Here is a 14024-nt window from a genome sequence, read left to right as displayed (position 1 = left end):
CAACGATCAGCTCCGCCGGGCCGAAGGAGCCGGCGTCAGGCACGAATCATCGAGGTTAGTCCCCCACGCCGTTGGCCGGAACATGACCGCTGCGCCGCGGATCATGGCCTATTTCCGCGTATCCCACGTCAACCATGCTAGCCACCGTCTCGCCGCGCTTCGCGATCCGTGGCTGGACTTCCCGCCACTCGCCGAACGAGTGCGATAGCCGATCCCGACACCCATGGAGCATCTATTGGCGCGCGCCTCAGGTGGCGCAGGACTCTGCTGGCGCGAGCGTGCATTCGCCTCCGGTCGCGGCTCGGCATGTCTGGGGCCAATACGCCTTTGCCCCGACTGGCTGGCGCGACGCCGTCCGGCAGAACCATATTGGTGCAGGGCAAAGCAGCATGTCACCCCGAGCCCTGAAGGGCTGATGTCGTGAAATTGATCCGACCCGACGAACTCCCGCTGGCGATTGAAGCACTCGAAGCTGGCGAACTTGTCATTGTCCCAACTCGACGTTGGTACATGATTTGCGCCAACGCGCGCGACCACGACGCCTGCGCGCGCATCTACACTGGCAAGGGCCGACCACGAGCGAAGTCGTTGGCCTTCATACTGCCATCGCTCGTCGCAGCCGACGAGCTGTTCATCATGACGCCAGCCGCGATCCAACTCGCCACGGCCTTCTGGCCCGGAGACTTGGCCATGATCCTACGTTGGCGAGACTCGGAATTCGCTGAGCAGCACCAGCCCGTCGGCGTGCCTAACGCTCTCGTGACCCTCGACCCTGGCCTGCTCGGTCAACTTGCCGGACGAAGCCGCGTTCCCATCGCCGCCACGACGGCCAACCTTTCCGACCCGACCAAGACGTTAGGCCCAGCGATCACCGCAGCGGAGGTTGAAGGGTTTGTAGCGGAGTCCGAGCTCAGCGTCGCGTATTGCATCGACGGTGGCATCAGCCCACTGGGCAATCACCTAACTATCGTCGACTGCACCGAACCGCAGGCGAAGATCACGAGATCGGGGGTTGTCCACGACCGCGCCGTCAATGCAGCCATCGCGGCTGTTTCTTGAAACCTCCCTCATGTCAAGAAGTGAGCAGAGTCGCGCGGCTTTTCAGGTGCCACACGTTCGGGCGAGAGGAAACGCGTGGACGCCACCGACCAGAGCTCCGGCTGGCGGTCCTCACTGACGCCGACAACACGCAGCCCGCAGTCGTCGCACTGCTGGCCGAGGTCGCGAAATGCGGCCCACGCAGGTGCGTCCCCGGACTCATCAAGGCTATTCGCCCGCCCCCCTCGACCCGGGAGTTCCAGCATGCGGAGCCATGACCTCACGCCCGGACGGATGATCGGCGTCACCCTCAGTCATGGCGAGGACTTCACCGCCCTCGCCGACACCTGCCGCGTCAACGGCATCCGGCATGGCTACATCGCCGGGTTCAGCACGGTCGGGATCGTCGGCACCTGCCAGCGCCTGGACAACCCCCATGCCCCGGTTTGGGACCGGGTGCACCTGACCACCATCGAAGCACTCGGCGGCGGCACCATCGCCTACGCCGACACCCACGACCGGGTCGCGCCGCACATCCACGTCAGCGTCGGACTCAAGGAGCACAGCGCGACCGGCCACACCAGTCACCTACTCGCCGCGACAGTCCAGTTCCTCACCGAAATGCTGATCATCGAGGTCGCTGCGTCCGTCATGCGTCGTATCCCCGAGGCGAGGCTCTACGACGTGCCGCTGTTGCGCATCGGCGACAACTGAGGGGCCAGTGGTATCCACGCCTGCCACACGAAGTGGCATCTTGACCGTAAGCCGCTCAAGTGACCTGCTCGCATAGCGGTGGCTGTCTGCGACCCCTGCTGACCGCCTCGCCGGCGTCTAGTGGCCCCGCGAGGAGCACGGTAGTTTCAGCTGTCGATCACTTTTACTTTCATCGATTGGGGATGCCGGCCACGTGTCGCAGATCGAGAAGATCGCCGGTGAACTTCGCGCGTTGATGACCGGGGTCGAACGCGCGCAGGGGTTGGCGGCTGCCGTCGACAGCCAGGCGTAGGAGGTGGCGTTGCGGCCGCGGGGGCGGGCTTCGTCGCCGTGGCGGCGGGTGCGCAATGCGATTGCTGGCATCCAGGGCGGCTTGGGAAGGCTCGCCGGCTCAATCGGTGAAGCTACGAAGGCCACCGGGGCGGTGCCGAACGAGGCCACCCCGCAGGAGACGATCGCCGGGCTGGCGCCTGTGCAGAGCGCCGTGGACGCCGCTCGTAACGCGGCGACCGTGGCCAACACCGGAGTCGGTGAGGCGCAGCAACTCGTCGCCATGGTCCTGCAGGGCGGGCAGCCCGGGCCGCTGCTGCGGGCCTTGGAGGCCATCAAGCAGGTCCTGGTGCTGGTCGTTGCGCACTGGCGGGGCCCGGCAGGCCGTCGAAGCGGCAATCGCGCAGGCCCGGCAGTTGGGGTCGTCGGGAAACTGGCTCCTGCTGACCCGCACCGCGGGCGAACTCCACAGACATCGGCCTACCTGGTGGAGCCACTACGGTGTAGCCGACCTCATCACCCCATGAGCCAACCGCGTGGGTGACCCGCTGACGGACGATGCGGCTTCGACCCGCCGTCCGTGCGTGACATCGACGTCGTCTTCCTCGACCCGGTGGACCTGACCCGCGACAACGCCGACCGGGCCGCCGCGCGGCTGAAGGCGACGTGGCCGGACCCCCTGTGGGAGGCGACGCCCAGCCGGCAAGCGGGTAGCCCCACATGATCTTCGATGATGTGCGCGGTGTGTGCTCTCCAGCGGATGCCAACCCGGGTGAACCGGTGCCAACGCGGGTCACCGCGGCCGACCGCCGGTCGCAAACCGGGGTTCGTGTGCTCCGGGTGTGGTCCTGGGCTGGGCGAACGGGGGTCCGGGGAACGCGGGTGAACGTGGGCCACTCCCTGCCACCCCAGGTGAACCCCCAGGTCGCTAGACTAGGCCGTCGCGCCCTCGTAGCTCAGGGGATAGAGCATCGGTTTCCTAAACCGTGTGTCGCAGGTTCGAATCCTGCCGGGGGCACCAGCTCACAGCCATGATCGCCGATCACTGATCCGCCTTCTGGGCGCTGGAATCTGGGGCACCGTGGCTGCCCATCGGGTCGGGGATGACCTGGCATGCCTGAGCGATCTCTCCTTCGCGGACAAGTCCGTCGATCGCTTCGATCATCGCGGTGACGCCTGGCCGGGGCGTGATGACCAGGTCCGTGGACCAGAAGTACCTTCCGCCAGCGGCTTCCCCGGTCTGTGTCCACCGGCGGAGTACGGCATCGATCGCTTGGAGGGTCATGACGGTCGCGTAGTAGGTGGGGCCTCCGGTGACGGTCACGTAGATGTCTTGGTCCTGAAGTTGCTCCAGGTCACTGCTCGGGTCGGCGGGAAAGCGTGCAACGAACCGCTCGCGTTCGACGACAAGGAAGGGTCCGTCTTGGGCGATTTCCATGGTGAGCCTCGCTCGGTGCATCGATGTGGCAGAAGCCAGTTCGATCCTCGCAATGAAGAGGGCATCCATGCCATCCACGTGCCAGTAGCCCGTACACCCGGCGGTCATCAGCGGGCACGAACGGTCCCCAACGTCCTGCCGCTGGCCTGCCCCAACAGGTCGTTGTCGGCCGTGATCTTCGATCTTACGAACTGAAGGTGCGAGCGCAATCGGCTTGGTCCCGCCGTGCCCGTTGCACGCCCGTTGGGATGCACAGTTCGCGGCCTTCGAGATCCCCGATGCCGCTCAGGGCCGGTCAGGTGCCGAGCGCATTAGAGCGCGGCGATGCTCCAGGTACCCGCGTTCGGCGGGGTCGTGGGTGAGGGCGATGGCGCTGTCGTACGCGGCGGCGGCTTCGGTGTGGCGGCCGAGCCGTTCGAGCAGGTGGGCACGGGTGGCTTTGGCGGGCTGGAACCGTCGGGCCCGATCGTCCGTCGGGTTCAGCAGTTCGTCGAGTCGGGCGAGTCCGGCTGCCGGGCCCTCGACTTCGGCGGTGGCGACCGCGAGGGCGACGGCACCGCCGAGCGACGGTGCGAGCGTGTGGAGCGCGCGGTGCAGGTCCAGCAGGGCCGGCCAGTCGGTGGTACCGGTGTGTCTGCGGGCGCAGTGCACTGCCTGGACGGCGGCTTCGAGTTGGAAGCGTCCGAGGTGTCGGCGGGCGTGGGCGGTGCGTAGGTGCTGGTGTGCCCGGTGGATCAGGGGTTCGTTCCAGCGGGTCGGGTCCTGCTCGGCCAGCGGCACGAATCGTCCGTGTTCGTCGAGGCGGGCGGGTAGGCGTGCGGCCGAGAGCTGGACAAGGGCGGCCAGCCCGTGCGCCTCGGGGTCGTCGGGAACCAGCGTGGTGAGTACCTCGGCGAGGTGCAGCGCCTCGGTGGGCACCGGGCGGGCCTGCGGGCCGGTCGTCGCCCAGTCGATGACGTACGCACCGTAGATGGCCTCGAGGACCGCGGCCATCCGACCCGGCAGGTCGCTGCGGTCGGGGATGCGGAACGGGATGCCGGTGGCCTTGATGCGTTGCTTCGCGCGTACCAGGCGGGTCGCCATCGTCGAGGTGGGTGTGGAGAAGGCTCGGCCGACCTGCTCGGCGGTGAAGCCGAGCACGGTGTTGAGCATCAGGGGGGTGTGTGCGGTGCGTTCGATCGCCGGGTGGGCGCAGACGAGCATCAGTTCCAGTCGCCGGTCGGGGATGGCGTCGGGGTCGAGCGCGTCGAGGTGTACGGGGGCGTCCCGCTCGACGTCGAGCGGGACGTTGCGCTGCCACTGTGCCGACTTCCAGTGGTCCCGGAGCCGGTTACGCGCGACGGTCAGCAGCCATCCGGTGGGGTTGTTCGGCACGCCCTGGTCGGGCCAGCTGCGCAGGGCCCGCTCGAACGCGTCGGCCAGGGCGTCCTCGGCCCAGACGATGTCGCTTGTGGAGGTGGACAGCAGGGCGAGCAGCCGACCGTAACTGTCGCGCGCCGCGACAGCTGCGGCCGCCCGCCCCTCGTCGCTGGTGGTCAACTCGTCCAGGATCCGTCGACGAACGCCGTCGCGGTGGGCCGTACCTCGATGACGCCCCACTGCGCGGCCGGGCACTTCTCCGCCCAGCCGATGGCGGCGTCGAGGTCGGGTACGTCGAGGAGGAACACCCCGGCCAGGGCCTCCCTGGTCTCGGCGAAGGGCCCGTCCTGCACCCGCAGGTTGCCGTCTCTGCGGGTGACGGTGGTCGTGGCGGCGGCGGGTTGCAGGATGTCGGCCGCCAGGAGGACCCCGGCGGCGCTCAGCGCCCGGCCGTACGCGTCGAATGCGGTTTTCGCCTCCGCGATGACCTCGTCGGTGAGTTCGCCCTCGCCCGGCTCGGGGTAGTGGATCATCAGTGCGTAGCGCATCGGCTTCTCCTCCGCTCTCGGTGCGGTGCCGCCTCGGCACCGGCACGGAGATGACGATCGGCGCGGGCCGGAATCGTCAGGCCTGCGGCTCAATCATCTGTCGGAGACCCCGCGCAGCGGTCGATTCTGCGCTGCTCATCGTTCGCGGGTCGTGACCTGGTGGGCGCGCCGGGCCTGTCCGATCAGACCGAGGTGGGTGTGTTCGAAACCCTCGGTGGTCTTGAGTCCGTAGCCGAGGGCGCGGTCGAGGGCGACGTGGAACACCCAGGCGACGGCGAGGATGCCGAGCCAGTCGATCGGTTCGCCGGCCGCCGCGGCGGCCACCGCCACCGCGCCGAGCAGGGCCGGCAGGGTGTACGAGTGCACCAGGTTGTAGCAGGCGGCGCCGAGGTGCGGACCGCGCAGGTAGCCGAGCATGGAGAGGTCGAAGAGGAGGAACAGGGCGAGCAGCCACCACCACGCGTACCCGACGGAGAGGGTGACGACGACGGCGAGGACGGCGACGGCAGCGGACTCGATGCGCTGTGTCGTGACCGGCTTCATTCCCGGTACCCCTCTCGTCGTCTGCCGGGTCGGGCGGCAGTCTGAATCTACGCCGACCTGGCATTCGACGAGCGTGGCCCCCGCGCGCGGGTGGGCCGGCGACCTGGCGTCGCCGGCCCACTCACGTGTGCTGGTTACCGCACTCGCAACTGCTGGTGGACTGCGGCGGTGGGGGCGTAGGTCGGGTCACCGGAGTAGGCGACGTGGACCGGGTATCCCCCGGCCGGCAGGCCGCTGGTCGGCAGGTCGACCACGGCCGAGCCGTTGGTCAGCGCCACCAGTTGGGTGGTGCCGCCGAAGGTCACGGCGATCTCACCGGTCACCGTCGGCGCCTTCTTGTGCTGGGTCTGGGCCCGCAGGTCGACGGTGAGCGTGAAGGTGCCGCCCCGGACGATTGATGCGGGCGCGGCCTTCGCCTTGACCACGACGCGGGTCGTGCCCGGCGCGGTCAGGCTGACCGTGGCCGAGCCGGACTTGGTCGGGTCGACCACGGACGTCGCCACGACGGTGAGCGTCGACGCGGTCTCGTTCGCGGCCACCGAGAGCAGACCGTCGGCGGAGATGGTCGTTGCCGCCGAGGCGGCGCCCTCGACCGACCAGGTCACCGCCGGGCTGACGCCCTCGTTGGTGCTCACGTCGGCGGTGAACTGCGTGCGCCAGTTCCAGCCCTTGGTCAGCTCCTCGGTCGCGGGCGACACCGACACCGAGTCGACGCCGGTCCAGAGGTGGTCCCGGGCGAAGATGGTGAACAGTTGGCTCGCGGTCATGCCGTCGTGCGCGCCGGGGACCTGGGTCGTCGCGGCGCGGTAGCCCCGGGCCCGGAAGTTGTTCGCGATGGTGTTCTGGGCGTTCAGGTTGCCCTCGAAGACCCCGTTGCCGAGGAACACGAACAGGTCGTCGTCGCCGACCGCGGCGGCGACGTTGTCGTAGTCCTGCGCGGTCAGCGACGGGTTGCCGGAGAAGTGCCCGTAGAAGGCGAAGGTGGTCGGGTAGCCCCGGATGACGTGCGCACCGGTCATCCCGCCGTACGAGAATCCGGCGTACGCGCGGCCTTCGCGCTCGGTCGAGACGTGGTAGCGCTCCTCGATGAACGGGAGGATCGTCTGGACCAGGTTGTTGGCGGCGTTGGTCTGGTTGTACGAGGCGAAGCCGAGGCTGGTGCCGGTGAAGTGGTTGCCCATGGTGACCACGACCGTCGGCTCGATCTCACCCTTGGCCGTCATGTTGTCCAGGATGTTGGGGACGTTCGCGGGGACCATGAAGTCGGTCTCGTCGCCGAAGATGCCGTGCGCGAGGTAGGCGACCTTGTACGGCTCGGGGCGGTTGGCGTCGTAGCCGGCCGGCAGGTATACGCCGAGGTAGTGGCCGCTGTCGCCGAGGATCGTGGTGTACGGGACGTACTGGACGGTGCCCCGGTGTGCGGGGTCGGCCGCGGGCAGTTCGTATTCCGCGCGCTCCTTGAGCACGGGGTCGTTCTGCTTGTCGGCGTACGGCACGTAGACGGCGTCGAGCACGTCGTTGTTCCGGACCCGGAACGATGACTGGCCCGGGGGACGTGGGTTCGTCGAGGCGGGATCCCAGATGCGCTTGTTCTCCCAGCCCTGGGTCGGGTCCCAGACGCGGTACCAGTAGCTGAGGCTGCCCGCGTGCAGGGGCACCGAGACCGACCAGTTTCCGTCGGCGTCCCTGGTCATGTCCCGCAGGAACTCGGTCCCGCCGGCGTGGTACCGGCCGGTCTGCCACGCTTCCGGCTGGTAGCGCGTGTTGCCGGTGCTGACGTCGAGCAGCGTCAGGTCTCCGGCGAGGCGGACCTGGGTGGCGTGCGGATTGCGGTAGACGAAGTCGACTGTGTATCCGGTCGGGGAACCGTTGTCCGCCCGTACGGTGGCACCCTCCACTGTGGTGGGTGTGGCGGCGGCAGCCGGCGCGGAGACGACCGCGCCGACACCGAGTGACATGAACGCGAGCATGGTGATCGCCCGTCTGACCGGGCCCCTTCCGATCGCTCTCTTCATCTGAGCACGCTCCCTTGCAGTCTCGTTGGCGGCTTGTCGGTGTGGTGTCCGGTCAGGGCGATGAGCCCGGCTGCCTTCTGCCGGGAACCCGCCGTGCGCTAAATCGAATTAGCAGGCCACAGTGTGGCGGCGCACACGTTTCGATGTCAAGGGTTGCGGGCTCCGCGGGCCGTCGATCGCTCCTGCTCACGGCCTCGACGGGACCACACAGCAGGCAGCCACCACCCAACTCCACAGTGGAGCTGATCGGCGCGAACGGTCAGGCGATCGCGTTGGCGGACAACGCGTGCAGGTCGCAGCCGGCGAGCGCATCCGGCTGGGGAACGTGCGCGAGGTCGGGTTCGGCGAGCCCGAGTCGCCCGTACGCGGTGTGCAACGCCGCCACCACGGCGCCCAGCGCACCGGAGAGGTCCCCGAGTTCGGCGCTCTGCACGGCCGCCGCGGTGACCGGCACGATCTCCCGCAGCCGACCCCCCAGCCGGCCGAGGTCGGGCTTGAGCGCGTGGGAGATGCCGCCACCGAGGACGATCACCTCGGGCTCGTAGGCCACCACCGCAGCGGTGAGGATGATCAGCAACGCCTGCTCGACGTACTGCTTGACCGGCACCAGGCGAGAGTCGGTGGAGCGGAACACGTCGGCCGGATTGTCGAACGGCAGGCCGAGATCACGGGCGCGGGCGAGGATGCCGGGCCCGCTGATGATCTGTTCGAGCGAGGTGCCCAGCGGACCGGCCGGCAGGTGTCCGAACTCGCCGACCATGCCGCTACGGCCACGGAACAGCCGCCGGTCGATGGCGACGCCGGCACCGAGCCCGGCGCCGATGGTGAACATCACCGCGGTCTGCGCGTTGCGGGCGGCACCGAAGCGCAGCTCGCCGAGGAGCGCGTAGTTGGAGTCGTTGTCCACCTCGACCCCGGTGGACAGACGTTTCTCCAGCAACCGCAGGAACTCCGGGTCCTCCACCTGGGGAAGGTTCGGCGCGTTGGACACCGCGCGGTCGTGTTCGCGGACCGCACCGGGCAGCCCCACCGCCACGCAGTCGAGCCGGTCCAGGTTGTCGCCGACGGTCTGCCGGATCAGGTCGGCGAGCCACTGGGCCAGCCGGGGGGCGTCGTACTGGGCCGGCGTGGGGACGGTCCGGCTCACCAGCGGCGTGGCGGCCAGATCGGCCACCACCATCCGGACGTTTGATCCGCCGACGTCGACTCCGCAGACGACGCCGCGTCCGGCGGCGATCGCCACCCGCGTCGCGCGCCGGCCCCGGGTCGCGGTCGGGGTGCCGTCCGTCTCGACAAGCAGTCCCTCGTCGAGCAGTTGCTCGACGATGCGCGAGACGGTGGCCGGGGAAAGGTCGGTCTCCTGACCGATGGCCGTGCGGGTGACCGGCCCGTGCGTCAGGACGTGGGCGAGCACGGTCGAGCGGTTGGCGCGCCGCGGTGCTCGGGCTTCCACGTCCACCTCCACCTATTTTTTTTCCACCCGAATGCTAAGGGCCGCGCCGATGGTAGGCAACAACCAATATCCGAGCCTCCTGGCGTACCGACACCACCGAGAGTGATCGCCTCTGAGCGTTGGACCACCCTCGGGCCGCCCGCGCGAGGCGGTGCGAGGTAGCCGAAATGCGGATCGTACGGGTCGAAGCTAGTGCTAGGGGTCTCCGACCAGGACTCTTGACGGAGTGTGACGATCGCGATAATACTTTCAGTCTGAACGGAAATAGAGGTCGCCGGCCCCCATCGGTACCCCCGGGGCTGCGGCGCGTGCCCCCGTCACGTGCCGCGCCGGTCGCGTCGGAACCCCGTGTCAGTCCGGCACCACCCGGTCCCGGACCCCCGTTGCTGGAGGTAAGAGCAATGAAACTCAGCCGTAGACGTGGGGCCGCCCTGGGCGCGCTCTGCGCCCTGGCGCTCATGGTCGGCGCCTGCTCGAACGAGACGTCCGGCGGCAACGGCGGCGCGTCGAGCGGCCCCCGTACCGAACCGAGCCTGTCGTTCGTGGGCCCCGGCGGGGAGACCCCGACCGCCGCCGACCAGCTCTCGCTCACCCCCGAGGAGCGGCAGAAGGTCAAGGACGGCAACTACTCGGCCGCCTTCGTCTGGCACGAGGGCTCCGCGCTGACCCAGGCGGTGGAGTCCGGGGTCCGCAAGGAGTTCGACGAACTCGGCATCAAGGTGCTGGCCAGCACCAGCGCCGAGTTCGACCCGGCCCGGCAGGCCAACAACGTGCAGACCGTCCTGGCCCTCAAGCCGGACCTGATCGTCACCATCGCGGTCGACCCGACCGCCGCGGCGGCGGCCTTCAAGCCCGCCGTGGACGCCGGCGTCAAGCTGGTCGTGATGACCACCCCGCCGAAGGACTTCAAGGCCGGGGAGCAGATCGTCGGGATCGTCACCGTCGACCTGACCGCGTTCGGTAAGGCCAACGCGGAACTGCTCGGCAAGGCACTCGGCGGCAAGGGCAAGGTCGGCTACGTCTACCACGACGCCGACTTCTGGTTCACCAACCAGCGGGACAAGGCGTTCAAGGACTGGCTCGGCTACCTCTACCCGGACATCGAGATCGTCGAGGAGACCGGCTTCTCCGACCCGGCGCGTACCGAGGACATCGCCACCGCGATGCTGACCCGCCACGCCGACCTCAACGGCGTCTACGTCGCCTGGGCCACCGCCGCGGAGGGCGTGCTCGCCGCGACCCGGCAGCAGGGGCGTACCGACGTCAAGATCGTCACCAATGACCTGGAGGCGAACCTCGCCGCCGACCTGGTCAAGGGCGGCAACGTCGTCGGCGTCATCGGCAACGGCTCCACCCGGCTCGGCCAGAACCTGGGCATCGTCGCCGCCTACGGGCTGCTCGGCAAGCAGGCGCCGGAGCTGGTCGTGAGCGCGCCGATGGCGGCCACCAAGGAGAACATCGCCGAGGCCTGGCGCGACGACTACGGCCAGGAGCCGCCGGCCGAGGTGCTCGGCAACTGACCGCAGATGACGTGAGGTCCGGGGCCTTTTCTGGCGGACGGCCCCGGACCTCACCCCGGCCGCGCGACACGGCAGCCCTCGACCGTGACGCCGGTGCGTCGATCGGCAAGGAGAAGATCAGATGGGGTACGTCCAGACAGTCCTCGGGCCGGTGCCACCCGAGTCGCTCGGCCGGGTGCTGAGTCACGAGCACCTCGGCGCGCTGGTGCCCGGTCCATGGCTGGCCGGCGGTGCCGGTGACGACCGCGCGGACCTCGCCGTCGACGCCGTACGCGGCCTGCCGGAGCTGGGCTTCGGCACGGTGGTGGACCTGTCCCCGTACGAGGTGGTGGGTCATGACGTGACCCTGCTCCGCGAGGTGGCGCAGCGTACCGGGCTGCACATCGTGGCCGGATCGGCGATCTACCTGGAGCCGTACTCGCCGAGCTGGGCGTTGACCGCCGGCGTGGACGAGATGCGGGAGCGGTTCATCGCCGACGCCACCATCGGCGTGGGAGACACCGGCATCAAGGTCGGCATCTTCGGGGAGCAGGCCACCGGGCTCAACGAGATCACCCCGCACGAGGAGAAGTGCCTGCGGGCCGCCGCCCGCGCCCACGTGGCCACCGGGCTGGCGGTGAACACCCACACCACCCACGGCACGATGGCGTTGGAGCAGGTCGAGATCCTCCGCGAGGAGAAGGCCGACCTCTCTCGGATCGTCATCGGCCACCTGGACATCAACCCGGACCCCGACTACCTGCGGGCGGTCCTGGCGACCGGCGTCAACATCGCCTTCGACACGATCGGCAAGCAGTTCTGGGACTTCGTCCTGGCGCCGCTGCCGGAGAACCCGCCGGAGGGCGAGTTCGCCAAGCGGGCGTACCACCGGCCGGACCGGGCCCGACTGGAGATGCTCGCCGGACTGGTCCGGGACGGGTACGCCGACCGGATTCTGCTCTCGATGGACCTGACCGGGGCCGAGGCGTACCTGAACCCGCGCACCCACGGCCGCCTCGGGTACTCGTACCTCGGTCAGGAGATCGTGCCGGGGCTCGCCCGGCTCGGTGTGCCGCCGGAGGCGATCGACCAGATGCTGGTGGCCAACCCGGCCCGACTGCTGACGGTCGGCTGATGGCCGGGCACCCGCACACATCGTCCGCTCCGGCCGGGTACGTCACCGGGGTCGACCTCGGTGGCACGAAGGTCCTGGCCGCGCTCGCCGATCTCACCGGCCACATCGTGGCCGAGGACGTGCTGGCCACCGACCCCCGTGGCGGAACCGCGGTCGCCGCCCAGATCGACACCCTGCTGCGCGAGTTGGCCAGGCGAGGCGGCGTCGACTGGTCGCAGGTACGGGCCACGGCTGTCGGTCTGCCCGGCGCACCGGACCCGGAGACCGGCACCGTGGGCCTGTCCCCCAACGTCTCCGAACTCGGCGCCTTCGACGTACGCACCGAACTGACCCGCCGACTGGGACACCCGGTGGTGCTGGACAACGACGTCAACATGGCAGCCGCCGGGGAACGGTGGCTCGGCAGCGGACGTACCCATCGGCACTTCGTGTTCGTGGCGGTCGGTACCGGCATCGGCATGGGCATCGTGCTGGACGGCGAGTTGGTCCGCGGCGCCCGTGGCGCGGCGGGGGAAATCTCCTACCTGCCGCTGGGCACCGATCCGTTCGACCCGGCGAACCAGATCCGGGGCGCGCTGGAGGAGGCGGTGGCCGGTTCCGCGCTCGCCGCCCGGTACCGGACGGCCACCGGCGAGCAGGTCGGCGTGCCGGTGATCTTCGATCGCGCGGCGGCCGGCGATCAGGCCGCCCGGGCCGCCATCGACGAGGAGGCCCGCCTCATCGCCCTGGCCATCGCCGCTGTCACCGCCGTACTCGACCCGGAGGCGGTCGTACTCGGCGGCGGCATCGGTGCCCGGGTCGAGCTGGTCGAGCCGGTCCGGCGGTGGGTCGCCGCGCTGAGCGCGGACGTGCCGCTGATCAAGACCAGCCAACTCGGCGACCGGGCCGGCCTGCTCGGCGCGATCGCGGTCGCCCGGCAGCAGGCCGGAGCCCATCCCGGCCTGCCGGCCCACCCCGATCCAGCGGCGTCGCCCGTCACGGCCGAGCTTCGCCGAAACACCTCTTTCGAGTCAGCGGAGGGACGATAGATGACCCAGACCCAGACGGCGGTCAAGGCCAGCAGCAGACCGGCCTGGCGCAGGGTCAACTGGCGCGACTACGTCGTCTACATCGGCTTCGTCGTCGTGTTCCTGTTCTTCGCCATCACCCAGGGCAGCAACGGCTTCCTGACCACAAGCAACCTCACGAACATCGTCATCCAGACCGCGCCGATCACCGTGATGGCGATCGGGTTGGTCTTCGTCCTGGCAGCCGGTGAGATCGACCTGTCGATCGGCTCGGTCGTCGCGCTCTCCGCGCTGGTCGGCGCGGTGACGTTGCGGGAGACCGACAACATGCTGCTCGGCGCGGCTGCCGGGTTGGCCGCCGGCGCGGCGGTCGGCCTGGTCAACGGGCTCTTCGTCACCCTCGTACGGCTGCCTTCCTTCCTGGTCACCCTCGCCACCATGGGGGCGGTGGCCGGCCTGGCCCGCGAGGTCACCGGCCTGCAGTCGGTGCCGGTCAGCAACGACGCGTTCCTGTCCCTGTTCGGCCAGGGCGAGGTCTTCGGCATCCCCAACCTGGTGCTCTGGTCGGTGGCCGCGACGGTCATCGGTTACCTCGTGCTGCGTCAGACCCGGTACGGGGCACACACCCTCGCCATCGGCGACAACGTGGCCGCGGCCCGGGTCAGCGGCATCAAGGTGATCCGCGTCAAGATCATGGTGCTGATGGGCAGCGCGATGTGCGCCGCCATCGCCGGACTGCTGTACGCGGGCCGCCTCCAGGGCGCCCGGTACACCCTCGGCGAGGCCGACCTGATGTCCGTCATCGCCGCGGTGATCGTCGGCGGTACCAGCCTGTTCGGCGGCAAGGGCTCCATCGTCGGTGCCCTGCTGGGCAGCCTGCTGATGGGCATGCTCAACAACGGCCTGATCCTGGCCGGGCTCTCCGTCTCCCAGCAGATGATGGCGCGCGGCGCGATCATCCTCGTCGCCGTCTCCCTGTCGCTGCGCGAGCGGCGCAGCTGACCA

At 69.4% G+C, this 14024-nt stretch carries 13 protein-coding genes, 1 tRNA gene and 1 pseudogene; 9 read left to right on the top strand and 6 right to left on the bottom strand.

Annotation, left to right across the window (positions count from 1 at the left end):
• The first annotated feature begins 420 nt into the window (after positions 1-420).
• From C1A38_RS06205 to C1A38_RS06185, 5 genes and pseudogenes are all read left to right on the top strand, one after another.
• Positions 421-1059 carry an L-threonylcarbamoyladenylate synthase gene (locus C1A38_RS06205; RefSeq protein ID WP_102656852.1) on the top strand — a complete coding sequence of 213 codons (639 nt, stop codon included), beginning with the start codon at positions 421-423 and terminating at the stop codon, positions 1057-1059.
• Between the two features lie 243 nt (positions 1060-1302).
• Complete coding sequence (locus tag C1A38_RS06195) at positions 1303-1752, top strand: PCC domain-containing protein (protein WP_102656851.1); 450 nt, start codon at positions 1303-1305, stop codon at positions 1750-1752.
• Between the two features lie 193 nt (positions 1753-1945).
• Positions 1946-2549 (top strand): annotated as a pseudogene (locus tag C1A38_RS31670) (DUF6244 family protein).
• Positions 2550-2602: 53 nt separating this feature from the next.
• The gene (locus C1A38_RS30695; RefSeq protein WP_146017458.1) at positions 2603-2746 is read left to right on the top strand and encodes a nucleotidyltransferase family protein; all 144 of its coding nucleotides are present in this window, start codon (positions 2603-2605) and stop codon (positions 2744-2746) included.
• A 221-nt stretch (positions 2747-2967) separates the two neighbouring features.
• Positions 2968-3043, top strand: a tRNA-Arg gene (locus C1A38_RS06185).
• A 21-nt stretch (positions 3044-3064) separates the two neighbouring features.
• On the opposite strand, the gene C1A38_RS06180 is transcribed toward C1A38_RS06185, so the two are convergent.
• From C1A38_RS06180 to C1A38_RS06155, 6 genes are all read right to left on the bottom strand, one after another.
• Complete coding sequence (locus C1A38_RS06180) at positions 3065-3529, bottom strand: hypothetical protein (protein WP_146017457.1); 465 nt, start codon at positions 3527-3529, stop codon at positions 3065-3067.
• 216 nt (positions 3530-3745) lie between these two features.
• Positions 3746-4999 (bottom strand): RNA polymerase sigma factor, encoded by a 1254-nt coding sequence (locus tag C1A38_RS06175; RefSeq protein ID WP_199180094.1) that lies wholly within the window; start codon positions 4997-4999, stop codon positions 3746-3748.
• On the bottom strand, positions 4996-5367 hold the full coding sequence (locus C1A38_RS06170; RefSeq protein ID WP_102656849.1) for a YciI family protein: 372 nt from the start codon (positions 5365-5367) through the stop codon (positions 4996-4998). The genes C1A38_RS06175 and C1A38_RS06170 overlap by 4 nt, the downstream gene beginning before the upstream one ends.
• Positions 5368-5502: 135 nt before the next feature.
• Complete coding sequence (locus C1A38_RS06165) at positions 5503-5910, bottom strand: DUF4260 family protein (protein ID WP_102656848.1); 408 nt, start codon at positions 5908-5910, stop codon at positions 5503-5505.
• 134 nt (positions 5911-6044) lie between these two features.
• Entirely contained in the window at positions 6045-7868 is a 1824-nt protein-coding gene (locus tag C1A38_RS06160; RefSeq protein WP_158244854.1) for an alpha/beta hydrolase-fold protein, read from the bottom strand.
• A 316-nt stretch (positions 7869-8184) separates the two neighbouring features.
• Positions 8185-9378 carry an ROK family transcriptional regulator gene (locus C1A38_RS06155; protein ID WP_102656868.1) on the bottom strand — a complete coding sequence of 398 codons (1194 nt, stop codon included), beginning with the start codon at positions 9376-9378 and terminating at the stop codon, positions 8185-8187.
• 401 nt (positions 9379-9779) lie between these two features.
• On the opposite strand from C1A38_RS06155, the gene C1A38_RS06150 reads away from it, so the two are divergent.
• The 4 genes from C1A38_RS06150 to C1A38_RS06135 all read left to right on the top strand — a co-directional run bounded on the left by C1A38_RS06150 (position 9780) and on the right by C1A38_RS06135 (position 14021).
• The gene (locus C1A38_RS06150; RefSeq protein WP_013731250.1) at positions 9780-10898 is read left to right on the top strand and encodes a substrate-binding domain-containing protein; all 1119 of its coding nucleotides are present in this window, start codon (positions 9780-9782) and stop codon (positions 10896-10898) included.
• 121 nt (positions 10899-11019) lie between these two features.
• The gene (locus tag C1A38_RS06145) at positions 11020-12012 is read left to right on the top strand and encodes a phosphotriesterase family protein (RefSeq protein ID WP_102656846.1); all 993 of its coding nucleotides are present in this window, start codon (positions 11020-11022) and stop codon (positions 12010-12012) included.
• A complete protein-coding gene (locus tag C1A38_RS06140; protein WP_102656845.1) occupies positions 12012-13040 on the top strand; it encodes an ROK family protein in 1029 nt (342 codons plus the stop codon). Before C1A38_RS06145 ends, C1A38_RS06140 begins: the two co-directional genes overlap by 1 nt.
• Positions 13041-14021 (top strand): ABC transporter permease, encoded by a 981-nt coding sequence (locus C1A38_RS06135; protein ID WP_102656844.1) that lies wholly within the window; start codon positions 13041-13043, stop codon positions 14019-14021. It begins immediately after the preceding gene.
• Positions 14022-14024: the final 3 nt, after the last annotated feature.

The organism is Verrucosispora sp. ts21 (assembly GCF_002879555.1).
In the GTDB taxonomy this organism is placed as follows: Bacteria; Actinomycetota; Actinomycetes; order Mycobacteriales; family Micromonosporaceae; genus Micromonospora; species Micromonospora gifhornensis.
The sequence above is the reverse complement of the archived record's forward strand: the minus strand, read 5'-3'. Positions and strand labels throughout refer to the sequence as shown.

Excerpts from the sequence above, each read along its gene's own strand:
- C1A38_RS06195 (WP_102656851.1), top strand. The coding sequence starts at position 1,303 with ATGCGGAGCCATGACCTCACGCCCGGACGGATGATCGGCGTCACCCTC.
- C1A38_RS06180 (WP_146017457.1), bottom strand. The coding sequence starts at position 3,529 with ATGGATGCCCTCTTCATTGCGAGGATCGAACTGGCTTCTGCCACATCG.
- C1A38_RS06170 (WP_102656849.1), bottom strand. The coding sequence starts at position 5,367 with ATGCGCTACGCACTGATGATCCACTACCCCGAGCCGGGCGAGGGCGAA.
- C1A38_RS06165 (WP_102656848.1), bottom strand. The coding sequence starts at position 5,910 with ATGAAGCCGGTCACGACACAGCGCATCGAGTCCGCTGCCGTCGCCGTC.
- C1A38_RS06160 (WP_158244854.1), bottom strand. The coding sequence starts at position 7,868 with ATGTCACTCGGTGTCGGCGCGGTCGTCTCCGCGCCGGCTGCCGCCGCC.
- C1A38_RS06150 (WP_013731250.1), top strand. The coding sequence starts at position 9,780 with ATGAAACTCAGCCGTAGACGTGGGGCCGCCCTGGGCGCGCTCTGCGCC.
- C1A38_RS06145 (WP_102656846.1), top strand. The coding sequence starts at position 11,020 with ATGGGGTACGTCCAGACAGTCCTCGGGCCGGTGCCACCCGAGTCGCTC.
- C1A38_RS06140 (WP_102656845.1), top strand. The coding sequence starts at position 12,012 with ATGGCCGGGCACCCGCACACATCGTCCGCTCCGGCCGGGTACGTCACC.
- C1A38_RS06135 (WP_102656844.1), top strand. The coding sequence starts at position 13,041 with ATGACCCAGACCCAGACGGCGGTCAAGGCCAGCAGCAGACCGGCCTGG.